Below are 13,996 nucleotides of genomic sequence, written 5' to 3' on the forward strand. Positions count from 1 at the left end.
AAGGGTAATAGAATAACGTCTCTTCACCCGGACGTCCCCGTCATGTTCAAGCGCCTGACCAGCAACACACCGCTCGCCTGCCTGCCACACGACCATTCGCGCTGCGTGGCCGATGCCCTGGCCGAGGCCGAGTCGCTGTGCGCGAAGCAGGGCACGCGCCTGACCACGCTGCGCAAGCGCGTGCTGGAGCTGGTCTGGGCCAGCCACAAGCCGCTGGGCGCCTATGACATCCTCGGCGTGCTGAGCGAGGAAGACGGCCGCCGCGCCGCGCCGCCCACCGTCTACCGGGCGCTGGATTTCCTCCTGGAGAACGGCCTGGTGCACCGCATCGCCTCGCTCAATGCCTTCATCGGCTGCGTGCACCCGGGCGAACTGCACCAGGGCCAGTTCCTCATCTGCAAGGCCTGCCACGCGGCCATCGAACTGGAGCTGCCGGCCATCAGCCAATCCATAGTCGCGGGCGCCGCCGCCGTCGGCTTCGCCGTGGAAAGCCAGACGGTGGAAGTGGTCGGCCTGTGCGCCGGCTGCCAGGGGGCGGCATGAGTGATGCGCTGATTCGCCTCGACGGCGTCAGTGTCGGCTTTGCCGGCCAGGACGTGCTGCAGGACATACAGCTGAGCCTGCGCGCCGGCGAAATCGTCACCCTGATCGGCCCCAACGGCGCCGGCAAGACCACCCTGGTGCGCACCGTGCTCGGCCTGCTCAAGCCGGACCGCGGCAGCGTGCAGCGCAAGCCGCGCCTGCGCATCGGCTACATGCCGCAGAAGCTGCATGTCGATCCGACCCTGCCGCTCTCGGTGCTGCGCTTCCTGCGCCTGGTACCGGGTGTCGACCGCAGCGCGGCGGCCGCCGCGCTGGCCGAAGTCGGCGCCAGCCAGGTGATCGACAGCCCGTTGCAGAGCATTTCCGGTGGCGAGCTGCAGCGCGTGCTGCTGGCCCGCGCCCTGCTGCGCGAGCCCGAGCTGCTGGTGCTCGACGAGCCGGTGCAGGGCGTCGACGTCGCCGGCCAGGCCGAGCTGTACCGCCTGATCAGCCAGCTGCGCGACCGCCATGGCTGCGGCGTGCTGATGGTGTCGCATGACCTGCACCTGGTGATGAGCGCCACCGACCAGGTGGTCTGCCTGAATCGCCACGTGTGCTGCTCCGGCCACCCGGAGCAGGTCAGCAACGACCCGGCCTTCGTCGAGCTGTTCGGCCAGGACGCCAAGAGCCTGGCCATCTACCACCACCACCACGACCACAGCCACGATCTGCATGGCACGGTGGTCGCCGAACCCGGCCTGCGTATCCACGGTCCGGCCCATGCCCACGGCCCGGGGTGCAAGCACTGATGCCCGATTTCCTGCTCAACGCCCTGCTCGCCGGCCTGGCCCTGGCCCTGGTGGCCGGCCCGCTCGGCTCCTTCGTGGTGTGGCGGCGCATGGCCTATTTCGGCGACACCCTGTCCCACGCCGCGCTGCTCGGCGTGGCCCTGGGCTTCCTGCTCGACCTCAGCCCGACCCTAGCGGTGACCGTCGGCTGCCTGCTGCTGGCCGTGCTGCTGGTCACCCTGCAGCAGCGCCAGCCGCTGGCCTCCGACACCCTGCTGGGCATCCTGGCGCCAACCACTCTGTCACTGGGGCTCGTCGTCCTGAGCTTTATGGACGAGGTACGTGTCGACCTGATGGCTTACCTGTTCGGTGATCTGCTGGCCGTCAGCCATGAGGACCTGCTGTGGATCCTCGGCGGCGCCGCGCTGGTCATGGCCCTGCTGCTGCCGCTGTGGCGACGCCTGCTGGCGATCACCGTGCACGAGGAGCTGGCACGGGTCGAGGGCCTGCCGGTGGCTGCCCTGCGCCTGGCGCTGATGCTGCTGATCGCGGTGGTGATTGCCGTGGCGATGAAGATAGTCGGGGTACTGCTGATCACCTCGCTGCTGATCATTCCGGCCGCCGCCGCCCAGCGCCATGCGCGCACGCCGGAGCAGATGGCGATCGGCGCCAGTTTGCTCGGCATGCTCGCGGTAGCCGCAGGCTTGAGCCTTTCCTGGTTCCAGGACACGCCAGCCGGGCCTTCTATCGTGGTATCAGCCGCAGCAATTTTCCTCGCAGGCTTTGCCCTGCCGCGTCGGGCCCGCTAGGATTGGGCGTTTTTTGTCCAGCCCAAAACGAAACAGAACCAGCGGGTCATATAATGAACAAGTCAAGCCGCCGTTATCTTTCAGCGCTCGCCCTGAGCCTGCTGTTGGGCGAAGTCCACGCCGACTACCGGACAGTGGACGAGCTGGTGAAAGACTTCAACCAGGTGTCGGCGCAGATCGCCCGCGGTGAGCTGCAGGCCGCCGAGGCCGGCCTGGACGCCCTGCGCCAGCGCACCGCGAGCAACGATGTGCGCATCGGTCAGTACCAGCGTGAGCTGGCCAGCGCCTACCTGCAGCAGGGCCGCCAGCAACTGCAGGCCGGCGACAAGGCCGGCGCCGGCGCCACCCTGGCCAAGGGCGAGCGCCACCTGGCCGCCACCTCTCCGGCATTCCGCCAGCAGTACCAGGCCGTTTTCGCCGAAGGCGGCAGCACCAAGCCGGCAGCGGCGCCGGTCGCGGCAGCCAAGCCCCAGCCGGTGGCCAAGCCTGCCGAGGCGAAAGCCCCCGAGGAGCGGCGCGAGGATGTCGAACGCCGCCTGCGCGAGGCCGAAGCGACCATCGCCAGGAAAGAGGCCGAACGCGCCCGCCAGCAACAGCTGGCCGAGGAGAAAGCCGCCGCCGAGCGCGAGGCCGCCCAGCAGGCCGCCGCCGCCCAGGCCCAGCCCGCGCCGGCAGTGGTAGCCAAGGTCGAGGAGCCCAAACCCGTCGTCGCCGCCGCACCGCGTGCGCGCCTGATCGACCCGAACGCCGCCAGCAGCAGCGTGCCCATGCCGATGCTCGACGCCAACGACCGCGACAGCCTGCGCGACCTGCTCGACCAGGTCGCCGCCGACGTGGTCGCCTTCGACTGCGCGGTACGCCTGGAAGTGCGCGAGGCCAAGGACTATCCCTTCGTCGCCGCGCTGCTCTCGGCGCGAATCAAGAAGCTCGACCCGGGCTTCTCGCCGCAGTTCTCGCCGGTGCTCAAGCCGGATCAGGAGCCGCGCCTGGTGCTCAGCCCGCAAAGCAACGGCTGACCTCCGGCGGCAGGACAGTGCAGGGCGGGTGTACCCGCCCTGCTTGCTTATGCCTTTCTGATAGCAATTCAGGCCAATAAAGACTAAGACCGCATAAACAAAGCGGCTAAAATGCCCGGCTTTCGGCCAACCGCCTACGCTTGCTGAAATCGCCGGCACCACCTGCCTGCCGGCAGACAGCCTTCAACGTACCCACAAGGTTCGCTCAGTGATCGAGTTCCACCACGTCCAGAAGACCTATCGGGTCTCCGGGCGGGACGTTCCCGCCCTGCAGTCCACCGACCTGCGCATCGAGCAGGGTCAGGTGTTCGGCCTGATCGGCCATTCCGGCGCCGGCAAGAGTACCCTGCTGCGCCTGATCAACCGCCTCGAGGAGCCCTCGTCCGGCCGCATCCTGGTCGCTGGCGAGGACGTCACCGCCCTCGACGCCACCGGCCTGCGCCGCTTCCGCCGCCAGGTCGGGATGATCTTCCAGCACTTCAACCTGCTGTCGTCGAAGACCGTCGCCGCCAACGTCGCTATGCCGCTGGAGCTGGCTGGCGAGCTGAGCCGCGAGCAGATCACCCAGCGCGTCGCCGAACTGCTGGCCCGGGTCGGCCTCAGCGAGCATGCCAACAAGTACCCGGCGCAGCTCTCCGGTGGCCAGAAGCAGCGCGTCGGCATCGCCCGCGCACTGTCGACCAACCCGAAGATCCTGCTGTGCGACGAGGCTACCAGCGCGCTGGACCCGCAGACCACCGCGCAGGTGCTGCAGCTGCTGGCCGAGATCAACCGCGAGCTGGGCCTGACCATCGTCCTCATCACCCACGAGATGGATGTGATCCGCCGCGTCTGCGATCAGGTGGCGGTAATGGATGGCGGCGTCATAGTCGAGCAGGGCCCGGTGGCGCAGGTGTTCCTCCACCCGCAGCACCCAACCACCCGGCGCTTCGTCCAGGAGGACGAGCAGGTCGACGAGAACGAGCAGCGCGACGACTTCGCCCATGTCAGCGGCAAGATCCTGCGCCTGACCTTCCAGGGCGAGGCCACCTACGCGCCGCTGCTCGGCACCGTGGCGCGCGAGACCGGGGTGGACTACAGCATCCTCGCCGGGCGCATCGACCGCATCAAGGACACCCCCTACGGCCAGCTGACCCTGGCCCTGACCGGCGGCGACATCGACGCCGCGCTGGCGCGCTTCCAGGCCGCCGACGTGCATCTGGAGGTGCTGCGATGATCGAGTCCCTGCTGACCCGCTGGCTGCCCAATGTCGACTGGCAGGAGATCGGCTACGCCAGCCTCGACACCCTCAACATGCTCGGCGGCGCCACCCTGTTCACCGTGCTGCTCGGCCTGCCGCTCGGCGTGCTGCTGTTCCTCACCGGCCCGCGGCAGATGTTCGAACAGCGCGCGCTGTATGCCGTGCTGTCGCTGGTGGTGAACGTGCTGCGCTCGGTGCCGTTCGTGATCCTGCTGATCCTGATGATCCCGCTGACCGTGCTGATCACCGGCACCTCGCTGGGCGTCGCCGGCGCCATCCCGCCGCTGGTGGTGGGCGCCACGCCGTTCTTCGCGCGCCTGGTGGAGACCGCCTTGAGAGAGGTGGATCGCGGCATCATCGAGGCGACCCAGGCGATGGGCGCCAGCACCCTGCAGATCATCTTCCGTGCCCTGCTGCCGGAAGCGCTGCCGGGGCTGATCGCGGCCACCACCGTGACTGCCATAACTCTGGTGTCCTACACCGCGATGAGTGGTCTGATCGGCGGCGGCGGCCTCGGTGACCTGGCCGTGCGCTACGGCTACCAGCGCTACCAGCCGGACGTGATGGCAGTGACCGTCATCCTCCTGCTGATCCTGGTGCAGATGCTGCAGATGGTCGGCGACAGGCTGGTCATCCACTTCTCGCGCAAGTAAACGATTTCGCCACACCTAGAACAGCGGGCGACCGGCCACCCATCGGACCCCGCGCCATATCCCACAAGGAGCTGAACATGAAGAAACTGCTGACTGCCCTGGCCGCCGCTGCGGCCCTCACCTCCGCCGCCGCACACGCTGGCGAGATCAGCGTCGCGGCCACCGCCGTGCCGCACGCGGAGCTGCTCGAATTCGTCAAACCGGCCCTGGCCAAAAAGGGCGTCGAGCTGAAGATCAAGGTCTTCACCGACTACGTACAGCCCAACGTGCAGGTCGCCGAAGGCCGCCTGGACGCCAACTTCTTCCAGCACCAGCCGTACCTGGATGAGTTCAACGCCTCGCGTGGCACCGCACTGGTGAGCATCGCCGGCGTGCACGTCGAGCCCTTCGGCGCCTACTCGAGCAAGATCAAGAAGCTCGACGAACTGAGCGAAGGTGCCCAGGTGGTGATCCCCAACGACGCCACCAACGGCGGTCGCGCCCTGCTGCTGCTGCAGAAGGCCGGCGTGATCAAGCTGAAGGACGGCGCTGGCATCACCGCCACCGTCAAGGACATTGCCGAGAACCCGAAGGGCATCAAGGTGCGTGAACTGGAAGCGGCCACCCTGCCGCGCGTGCTGGCCCAGGTCGACCTGGCCCTGATCAACACCAACTACGCCCTGGAAGCCGGCCTCAACCCGACCAAGGACGCCCTGGTGATCGAAGGCGCCGACTCGCCCTACGTCAACATCCTGGTGACCACCGCCGAGAAGAAGGACAACGCCAATCTGCAGAAGCTGGCTAAGGCCCTGCACACCCCGGAAGTGAAGAAGTTCATCGCCGACAAGTACAAGGGTGCCGTGGTTCCGGCGTTCTGATCGCGTCAGCTGCCAACGAAAAGCCCGCTCATCGAGGGGGCTTTTTTCATTCCGACTGGCGCCAGAGCCAGACCGCTAGCCAGAAGAACCAGAGCAGGGCTAGCAGCGAGGCGGGCATGCTCCAGTTCATCGCCCGTTCGGAGAAGCCATCGTGGCCCTGCAGCAACGCAGCCAGCAGATTGGCACCACCCGCCAGCAGCACACCGAGCGCCAGCCCACGTGGCGCCGGGCGGCTCAGCCACAGCGCCGGCGCATACAGCAGCAGGCTGATGGCGAAGCCCAGGCCGAACAGCGCGGCCAGGCCCGCCTCGATCTGCCGCACGCCAAAAGTGGCGGCGAACAGCTGGCTCCTGAGCGGTTCCTCGGCGTGCGCCCACTGGTCGACCATCAACTTCAGCGCCACGCCATCCACCGCTTGCAGGGCAAAAGCCAGGGCCAGGCTGGCCAGGGCACAGGCCGCGCCGAACAACGCCCAGACCCCGGACTGGCCGGCGCGCAGGCGCCAGGTCAGGGCCAGCAGGGCGAGTACCCCGAGCAAAACGCCCAGCAGCTGGATCAGATGGCTGGCCAGCCAGTGGTGGTCGGCGGCGTATTCGGCAAAGGCCGCGGCAGCATCCCAGGGCGCTGCCTGCATCGGGTGCAGCGAGGTGCCCAGCGTCAGCAGCAGGGCGCCGCAAAAGGCGGCGCCGGCTCCCAGGCGCGAACAGTAGCGGGTATCGATCATCTGCGCCCTCCCTGGCGCGCTGTCCTCAGCCATCGCTGAGCAGCAACTGCGGCAACTGCGCGGCCAGCTTGTCGTTGTTCAGCGGCGCACGGATGAAACCACGCTGGCTGCCATCCGGACCGATGATGACCAGATTGCCGCTGTGGTCGACGGTGTAGTTCTCCTGGCTGGTATCGGCCGGGATGTAGGGAATGCTCACCGCGCTGGCCAGCTTCTGGATGTCGTCCTGGGCGCCGGTCAGGCCCTGGAAGCCGGCGTCGAAGAAGCTCAGGTACTTCTTCAGCTGCTCCGGGGTATCGCGCTGCGGGTCGACCGTCACCAGCACCACGCGCAACTGGTCCTTAGCCGCGGCCGGCAGCATGCCCTGCAGCTGGCGCAGCTGCGCCAGGGTCGCCGGGCAGATGTCCGGGCAGAAGGTGTAGCCGAAGAACAGCAGGCTCCACTTGTCCTTGAGCTGATCGACCCGCACCGCCTGGCCGTCCTGATTGGTCAGCGCCAGCTCAGGCAGGCTGCGGCTCTGCGGCAGCAGGACGATGCCGGCATCGAGCAGCGCCACCTTGTCGGTACCGTCGCCCTTGCTGTTCAGCACCTTGTTGACGGTGAGGCCCAGCACCAGGGCGACGAAGGCGGCGAGGACGATGACGGTCTTCTGCGTACGGCTCATGAAATCTCTCTTGGGTTCGGCGAGTGCTACAGGTTGAGCAGCAGGTAATGGTCGGCCAGCAGGGCGATGAACAGCAGGAACAGGTACCAGATACTGTACTTGAAGGTGTTGATCGCCGCGTGCGGTCGGCTGTCACGGTACAGCACCCAGGCCCAGAACATGAAGCGCCCGCCGAGCAGCAAGGCAGCCGCGAGATAGAGCGGTCCGCTCATGTGGATGGCGTAGGGCAGCAGGGTCACGGCCAGCATCACGGCGGTGTACAGCAGGATGTGCACCTTGGTGTAGTGCTCGCCGTGGGTCACCGGCAGCATGGGGATGTCGGCCTTGGCATATTCCTCCTTGCGGTGGATGGCCAGGGCCCAGAAGTGCGGCGGCGTCCAGGCGAAGATGATCAGCACCAGCAGCAGCGGCTCGGCGCTCAGGTGCCCGGTGGCGGCGACCCAGCCGAGCAGCGGCGGCGCGGCGCCGGCCAGGCCGCCGATGACGATGTTCTGCGGCGTGGCGCGCTTGAGGAAGCCGGTGTAGAGCACCGCGTAGCCGAGCAGCGAGGCCAGGGTCAGCCAGGCGGTCAGCTCGTTGGTAAAGGTCAGCAGCAGCCCCTGGCCGATCACCGCCAGGAGCAGGGCGAAGCCCAGCGCCGCCGGTACCGAAACGCGCCCGGCGGTGACCGGGCGCTTGTGGGTACGGGCCATGATCGAGTCGATGCGCCGGTCGACCACGTGGTTGACCGCCGCCGCCGCGCCGGCGCACAGGCCGATGCCGAGGTTGCCGAAGACCAGCACGGTCCAGGGTACGCCGGCACGGGTCGCGAGGAACATGCCGACCAGCGAGGTGATCAGCATCAGCAGCACCACCCTGGGCTTGGTCAGCTCCAGGTAGTCGCGCCAGCTGGCGGATTCGGAGTGGGCGCGCAGCACTGTAGCCATGACATCTCTCCTTCTTATTTGCCGGCCGGCGCCAGGACACTGGCGACGGTCGCCGCGTCTGCCTCGCGAGCGGTGCTCGCGACGCTACGCAGTCGGTAGTTGATCAGAACCAGCACCAGCAGCAGGGCGGCGCCGCCACCGTTGTGCGCCACTGCTACGGCCAGCGGCAGGTGCAGCAGCACGTTGCTCACGCCCAGACTGACCTGCGCGGCCAGGGCCAGCAGCAGCAGGCCGGCCAGGCGAGCGAGGCCGGCGGCACGCAGGCGCCAGGCCAGCAGCAGCAGGACCAGGCTGAGCACCAGCGCACCCAGGCGGTGGGTCATGTGGATGGCGGTACGCGCGTCGCTGTCGAGCTGGCCGCCGAGGTAGTTGGGGCCGATGTGCTGGGTCAGGTGGAAGCCGTTGGCGAAGTCCATCGCCGGCCACCACTCGCCGTGGCAGGTTGGCAGGTCGACGCAGGCCACCGCCGCGTAGTTGGAGCTGACCCAGCCGCCCAGGGCGATCTGGGCGATCGCCAGGAGCAGGGCCAGGCCCGCCAGCGCCCGCAGGCGCAACGAAACCGCCGGCAGGGCCGGCAACGCAGCGGACAGGCGCAGGCACAGGAGGAACAGCAGCGACAGGGTGGCGAAGCCGCCGAGCAGGTGGGCGGTGACCACCTGCGGCCACAGCTTGAGGGTCACCGTCCACATGCCGAAGGCGGCCTGGGCGATGACCACGCCGAGCAGCAGCAGCGGCAGCCTCAGCGGCTGGCCATCCAGGCCGCGGCGGCGCAGGGCCTGCACGGCCAGGCCGAGGATGACCAGGCCGAGGCTGCCGGCGAAGTAGCGGTGGACCATCTCGTTCCAGCCCTTCTCCACCTCCACCGGCGCCTCGGGGAAGCGCGCCTCGGCCAGGCTCTGCTTGTGCTCGCTCATCGGCACGCCGATGAAGCCGTAGCAGCCCGGCCAGTCCGGGCAGCCAAGACCGGCGTGGGTCAGCCGGGTATAGGCGCCAAGCAGTACCACGACCACCGCCAGGGCGGTGGCGAACAGGGCCAGGCGGTAGCCGGGCAGGGACTTGCGTTCACTCATCCGGGGCCTCTCTTGTTGTTGTGCGGGCCGTCATGGGGTGCTAACCGATCTGCGACAGCTTCAGCAGCAGGCGCAGGTCGGTGAGGATGTCCTTGCCCTTGCTCTTGGCGTCGTAACGCAGCACCAGGTTGCCGTGCGGGTCGACTATCCACAGCTGGGCACCCTGGCCGGCCGGCACAGCCTGGTCGTACTTCAGGCTGTTCAGCGCATAGCGGCCGAGCTGCGGGTATTCGCGCTGCAGCTGCTGCTCATAGTCGGCCGCCAGCGGGCGGCCCGTGGCCAGGCCATGGACGGCGCGGGAGGCCTCGCGATTGAGGCCGATATGGATCTGCCGGGCGGCGTAGACCAGCTGGCGACAGTCCTCGGCGCAGTCGCCGGGGGTAGTGACCAGCAGTTGCCAGCGCGCCTGGGCGGCGCCCTGCACGCCGATATCGGCCAGCTGGCTGCCGTCGCCGATCAGGGTGCCGTGATAGTTGCGGCTGTCCGGCACCCAGAAGCGCCACTGGTACATGGCGGTGGCGAGGATCATCGGGCCGATGGCCACCAGCAGCAGCAGGATCAGCTGCCAGCGCCCGCGGGCGCGCGGCGCCTCAGGGGTGGAAAGGGCCGGATTCATGGCTGGGCTCATTCGATTTCTCCCGCGCGGATTGTCTGGAGTTGTGGATGCCGAGGTAGAGGTAGAGGCCGAGCAGGGCGGCGGCCAGGGCGAACCACTGCACGGCGTAGCCGGTGTGCTTGTCCGGGCTCATGGCCAGCAGCGGCCACTCGGCCTGGTAGGCGGCAGGGCCGGGTTCGAGGCGCACCTCGTAGCCCAGGCCGCCGCGCCCGAGCTGCTGCCACAGGCGCTCCGGCTCGACGGCAGTGACCAAGCGCGGCCAGTCGCCAGTGGCCGGGTCGGCCTGCAGCTGGAAGGGCTCGCCGGCCGGCACATGCACCCGCGCCAGCAGCTCCAGCGGTTGCTCGGGGGTGCTGAACTGCGGCGGCGTACGCCGGTCCGGCCAGGGCAGCCAGCCGCGGTTGACCAGCAGCCAGAGGCCAGAGGCCTGATCGTAGAAGGGTTGCAGCAGCTCGACGCCGACCTTGCCGCCGCGCTGGCGATTGTCCAGCAGCAGGCTGTGGCGCTCGTCGAACTGGCCGTACAGGCGCACCCGCAGATGGGCCAGGTCGGCGCGCCGCTCCAGTTCGTTGAGGTCGATGGGCGCCGCGTGCTGGCGAGCGGCGAAGCCTTCCTGCAGGGCGCGCTTCTCCTCGGCCCGCGTCAGCTGCCACAGGCCGAGACCGAGCAGCAGCGGCAGCAGCAATGCTACCGCGATGCTGGGCAACCAGCCCGGGCGAAAACCGCTCACGGCCTTCCCCCGAAGATCCGCGAAGCGCTGGCTATACTGAAACTGCACACCATTTCCCCCATCCCCCGGAGTCACGCATGCTCAAGGCCGCGATCATCCTCCTGCTGCTGGCCACCCTGGTCAGCCTGTTCAGTGGCCTGTTCTTCCTGGTCAAGGACGAAGGCCACGGCTCGCGAGTGGTCAATTCGCTGAGCGTCCGCGTGATCCTCACCGCCCTGACCGTGGCGCTGATTGCCTGGGGCTTCTACAGCGGCCAGCTGGTCAGCCACGTGACCTGGTGATCCCCCTAGAGCACGTAGACGAAGATAAACAGCCCCAGCCAGACCACGTCGACGAAGTGCCAGTACCAGCTGGCCGCCTCGAAGCCGAAGTGCTTGTCGCCATCGAAGTGGCCCCTGAGGATGCGCACCAGCATCACCGTGAGGATGATCGCACCGAGGGTCACGTGGGCGCCGTGGAAGCCGGTGAGCATGAAGAAGGTGGCGCCGTAGATGCCCGAGCCGAGGGTCAGCCCCAGTTCGGTGTAGGCCTCGATGTATTCCTCGACCTGCAGCACCAGGAAGGCCACACCCAGCAGAATGGTCAGCGCCAGCCAGGCCTTGAGCGGGCCGCGCTTGTTCTTCTTCAGCGCGTGGTGGGCGAAGGTCACGGTGAAGCTGGAGGACACCAGCAGGATGGTGTTGATCAGCGGCAGGTGCCAGGGATCGATCACCGCCGTTGGCGGCGGGAACAGCTTGGAGTCGGGGTTGTTGAGCAGCGGCCAGCTGTACTCGAAGCCCTCCCAGAGCATGTTGCTAACGCCCTTGTCGCCCTCGCCCCCCAGCCAGGGCCCGGCGAAGGTGCGGATGTAGAACAGCGCGCCGAAGAAGGCGGCGAAGAACATCACCTCGGAGAAGATGAACCAGCTCATGCCCCAACGGAACGAGCGGTCCATCTGCGCGCTGTACAGGCCGCCGCGGCTCTCCTTGATCACGTTGCCGAACCAGCCGAACAGCATCCAGGCGAGCAGCAGGCCGCCGACGAAGAAGATCAGCGGGCCGTGGGACTCGGCGCGCTCGGCCTTCATGTCGTTGAACCAGGTGCCGACCCCGTAGACCGAGATCAGCATGCCCAGGGTGGCGATGATCGGCCACTTGCTCTGGGCGGGAACGTAGTAGTGCTCATGACTCGACATTTCTTGTTCTCCTTATGGAGCCGCCCGGTCAGGGGCTGTCTGGGCAAGAGTCGCCTGCGCGACGGGCGGTTTGCGCGCAGTGATATCGAACAGGGTGTAGGCCAGGGTCAGGTGCTTTACGTCCTCGGGCAGGTCGCGGTCGACGATGAAGCGCACCGGCATCTCGATGCGCTCGCCCGGCTGCAGCACCTGCTGGGTGAAGCAGAAGCACTCGGTCTTGTGGAAGAAGGCCGCGGCCTTGGAAGGCGCCACGCTGGGGATGGCCTGGGCGGTCATCGGCTTGTCCGTCGGGTTGTAGGCGACGAACAGCATGTCGCTCGGCTGCCCGGGATTGACCACCAGCTCGTCGGCCTGGGGGCCGAACTCCCAGACCATGCCGGCGGCGTTGGTGGCGAGGAACTGCACGCGCACCTGGCGTGCCTCGTCCACCGTCTGGCTGCCCTGGTAGGCCCCGGCGGTCTTGCCGTTGATGCCGAAAGCCTGGCACATCACGTCGTAGATCGGCACCAGGGCGAAGCCGAAGGCGAACATGCCGGCCACCACCAGCAGCAGGCGGACGACCAGGCGCCGATTGTCCGAGGCGGCACTCACGAGCGCGCTCCTACTTCACTTCCGGCGGCGTGCTGAAGGTGTGGTAGGGCGCCGGCGAGGGCACCGTCCACTCCAGCCCCTCGGCGCCGTCCCAGGGCTTGGCCGGAGCGGGCTTGCCGCTGCGGATGCACTTGATGACGATGAACAGGAAGAGGAACTGGGTCGCACCGAAGGTGAAGGCGCCGATCGACGAGAGCATGTTGAAGTCGGCGAACTGCAGGTTGTAGTCCGGGATGCGCCGCGGCATGCCGGCCAGGCCAACGAAGTGCATCGGGAAGAACGCCAGGTTCATGCCGATGAAGCTCAGCCAGAAGTGCAGCTTGCCGAGGGTCTCGTCGTACATGTGGCCGGTCCACTTGGGCAGCCAGTAGTAGGCCGAGGCGAAGATGCCGAAGATCGCCCCGGGCACCAGCACGTAGTGGAAGTGCGCCACCACGAAGTAGGTGTCGTGGTACTGGAAGTCCGCCGGGGCGATGGCCAGCATCAGGCCGGAGAAGCCGCCGATGGTGAACAGGATGACGAAGGCCACGGCGAACAGCATCGGCGTCTCGAAGGTCATCGAGCCCTGCCACATGGTGGTCACCCAGTTGAACACCTTCACCCCGGTGGGCACGGCGATCAGCATGGTGGCGTACATGAAGAACAGTTCGCCGGTCAGCGGGATGCCGACGGTAAACATGTGGTGGGCCCAGACGATGAACGAGAGGAAGGCGATCGAGGCGGTGGCATAGACCATCGAGGTGTAGCCGAACAGCGGCTTGCGCGCGAAGGCCGGGATGATCGAGCTGACGGCGCCGAAGGCCGGCAGGATCATGATGTACACCTCGGGGTGGCCGAAGAACCAGAACACGTGCTGGAACAGCACCGGGTCGCCGCCGCCGGCCGCGTTGAAGAAGCTGGTGCCGAAGTGGATGTCCATCAGCATCATGGTCACGCAGCCAGCCAGCACCGGCATCACCGCGATCAGCAGGAAGGCGGTGATCAGCCAGGTCCAGACGAACAGCGGCATCTTCATCAGGGTCATGCCGGGGGCGCGCAGGTTGAGGATGGTGGCGATCACGTTGATCGCGCCCATGATCGAGCTGATGCCCATCAGGTGCACGGCGAAGATGAAGAAGGTCACCGACTCCGGCGCGTAGGTGGTCGACAGCGGCGCGTAGAAGGTCCAGCCGAAGTTCGGCCCGCCCCCCTCGCTGAACAGGGTCGAGACCAGCAGCAGGAAGGCCGCCGGCAGCAGCCAGAAGCTGAAGTTGTTCATCCGCGGCAGGGCCATGTCCGGCGCGCCGACCATCAGCGGGATCATCCAGTTGGCCAGGCCGACGAAGGCCGGCATCACCGCGCCGAACACCATGATCAGGCCATGCATGGTGGTCATCTGGTTGAAGAATTCCGGCTGCACGATCTGCAGGCCGGGCTGGAACAGTTCGGCGCGGATCACCATGGCCATGGACCCGCCGAGCAGGAACATGGCGAAGCTGAACCACAGGTACATGGTGCCGATGTCCTTGTGGTTGGTGGTCAGCACCCAGCGCATCAGGCCCTTGGCCGGGCCATGGTGATGGTCATGTCCGGCATGACCGTGGCCAGCGTGGCCCGGATCGATCACTGCACTCATG

The 13,996-nt window shown here is 67.5% G+C and carries 17 protein-coding genes; 8 read left to right on the top strand and 9 right to left on the bottom strand.

All coding sequences use genetic code 11. The features are described 5' to 3' along the window. Nucleotides 1-42 precede the first annotated feature (42 nt). From AAG092_RS11145 to AAG092_RS11175, 7 genes are all read left to right on the top strand, one after another. On the top strand, nucleotides 43-543 hold the full coding sequence (locus AAG092_RS11145; protein ID WP_373386726.1) for a Fur family transcriptional regulator: 501 nt from the start codon (nucleotides 43-45) through the stop codon (nucleotides 541-543). Further along, entirely contained in the window at nucleotides 540-1,331 is a 792-nt protein-coding gene (znuC, locus tag AAG092_RS11150) for a zinc ABC transporter ATP-binding protein ZnuC (RefSeq protein WP_373386728.1), read from the top strand. Before AAG092_RS11145 ends, znuC begins: the two co-directional genes overlap by 4 nt. Beyond that, nucleotides 1,331-2,119 carry a zinc ABC transporter permease subunit ZnuB gene (gene znuB / locus AAG092_RS11155; protein ID WP_373386729.1) on the top strand — a complete coding sequence of 263 codons (789 nt, stop codon included), beginning with the start codon at nucleotides 1,331-1,333 and terminating at the stop codon, nucleotides 2,117-2,119. The genes znuC and znuB overlap by 1 nt, the downstream gene beginning before the upstream one ends. A gap of 53 nt (nucleotides 2,120-2,172) precedes the next feature. Next, nucleotides 2,173-3,135 (top strand): hypothetical protein, encoded by a 963-nt coding sequence (locus tag AAG092_RS11160; RefSeq protein WP_373386730.1) that lies wholly within the window; start codon nucleotides 2,173-2,175, stop codon nucleotides 3,133-3,135. Nucleotides 3,136-3,343: 208 nt separating this feature from the next. Beyond that, a complete protein-coding gene (locus AAG092_RS11165; protein ID WP_169920996.1) occupies nucleotides 3,344-4,351 on the top strand; it encodes a methionine ABC transporter ATP-binding protein in 1,008 nt (335 codons plus the stop codon). Then, nucleotides 4,348-5,028 (top strand): methionine ABC transporter permease, encoded by a 681-nt coding sequence (locus tag AAG092_RS11170; RefSeq protein WP_373386731.1) that lies wholly within the window; start codon nucleotides 4,348-4,350, stop codon nucleotides 5,026-5,028. Before AAG092_RS11165 ends, AAG092_RS11170 begins: the two co-directional genes overlap by 4 nt. 77 nt (nucleotides 5,029-5,105) lie before the next feature. Further along, a complete protein-coding gene (locus tag AAG092_RS11175) occupies nucleotides 5,106-5,885 on the top strand; it encodes a MetQ/NlpA family ABC transporter substrate-binding protein (protein WP_373386732.1) in 780 nt (259 codons plus the stop codon). Nucleotides 5,886-5,931: 46 nt separating this feature from the next. On the opposite strand, the gene AAG092_RS11180 is transcribed toward AAG092_RS11175, so the two are convergent. From AAG092_RS11180 to AAG092_RS11205, 6 genes are read right to left on the bottom strand one after another with little or no spacing between them, the layout of a single operon-like run. Next, on the bottom strand, nucleotides 5,932-6,609 hold the full coding sequence (locus AAG092_RS11180; protein ID WP_373386734.1) for a hypothetical protein: 678 nt from the start codon (nucleotides 6,607-6,609) through the stop codon (nucleotides 5,932-5,934). A gap of 25 nt (nucleotides 6,610-6,634) precedes the next feature. Beyond that, on the bottom strand, nucleotides 6,635-7,273 hold the full coding sequence (locus tag AAG092_RS11185; protein WP_373386735.1) for an SCO family protein: 639 nt from the start codon (nucleotides 7,271-7,273) through the stop codon (nucleotides 6,635-6,637). A gap of 26 nt (nucleotides 7,274-7,299) precedes the next feature. Continuing rightward, nucleotides 7,300-8,199 carry a heme o synthase gene (gene cyoE / locus AAG092_RS11190; protein WP_110680536.1) on the bottom strand — a complete coding sequence of 300 codons (900 nt, stop codon included), beginning with the start codon at nucleotides 8,197-8,199 and terminating at the stop codon, nucleotides 7,300-7,302. Nucleotides 8,200-8,213: 14 nt separating this feature from the next. Next, nucleotides 8,214-9,269 carry a heme A synthase gene (locus tag AAG092_RS11195; protein ID WP_373386737.1) on the bottom strand — a complete coding sequence of 352 codons (1,056 nt, stop codon included), beginning with the start codon at nucleotides 9,267-9,269 and terminating at the stop codon, nucleotides 8,214-8,216. 40 nt (nucleotides 9,270-9,309) lie between these two features. Beyond that, a complete protein-coding gene (locus AAG092_RS11200) occupies nucleotides 9,310-9,885 on the bottom strand; it encodes a hypothetical protein (RefSeq protein ID WP_373386739.1) in 576 nt (191 codons plus the stop codon). Beyond that, nucleotides 9,860-10,615, bottom strand: a complete 756-nt coding sequence (locus AAG092_RS11205) for an SURF1 family protein (protein ID WP_373386740.1) — start codon at nucleotides 10,613-10,615, stop codon at nucleotides 9,860-9,862. Before AAG092_RS11205 ends, AAG092_RS11200 begins: the two co-directional genes overlap by 26 nt. Nucleotides 10,616-10,692: 77 nt before the next feature. Between AAG092_RS11205 and AAG092_RS11210 the strand changes: the two genes are divergently transcribed. Then, nucleotides 10,693-10,896, top strand: a complete 204-nt coding sequence (locus AAG092_RS11210; RefSeq protein WP_110680540.1) for a twin transmembrane helix small protein — start codon at nucleotides 10,693-10,695, stop codon at nucleotides 10,894-10,896. Nucleotides 10,897-10,901: 5 nt separating this feature from the next. Here AAG092_RS11210 and AAG092_RS11215 read toward each other — a convergent pair whose 3' ends face one another. Genes AAG092_RS11215 through ctaD form a run of 3 tightly spaced genes read right to left on the bottom strand, consistent with a single transcriptional unit; the run spans nucleotide 10,902 to nucleotide 13,995 of the window. Continuing rightward, nucleotides 10,902-11,789 (bottom strand): cytochrome c oxidase subunit 3, encoded by an 888-nt coding sequence (locus AAG092_RS11215; RefSeq protein ID WP_373386741.1) that lies wholly within the window; start codon nucleotides 11,787-11,789, stop codon nucleotides 10,902-10,904. A 12-nt stretch (nucleotides 11,790-11,801) separates the two neighbouring features. After that, nucleotides 11,802-12,380 carry a cytochrome c oxidase assembly protein gene (locus tag AAG092_RS11220; RefSeq protein ID WP_110680542.1) on the bottom strand — a complete coding sequence of 193 codons (579 nt, stop codon included), beginning with the start codon at nucleotides 12,378-12,380 and terminating at the stop codon, nucleotides 11,802-11,804. A gap of 10 nt (nucleotides 12,381-12,390) precedes the next feature. Further along, nucleotides 12,391-13,995, bottom strand: coding sequence for a cytochrome c oxidase subunit I (ctaD, locus tag AAG092_RS11225; protein WP_110680543.1), 1,605 nt, complete (start codon nucleotides 13,993-13,995; stop codon nucleotides 12,391-12,393). Nucleotide 13,996: the final 1 nt, after the last annotated feature.

It is taken from the genome of Pseudomonas alcaligenes, from assembly GCF_041729615.1.
In the GTDB taxonomy this organism is placed as follows: domain Bacteria; phylum Pseudomonadota; class Gammaproteobacteria; order Pseudomonadales; family Pseudomonadaceae; genus Aquipseudomonas; species Aquipseudomonas alcaligenes_B.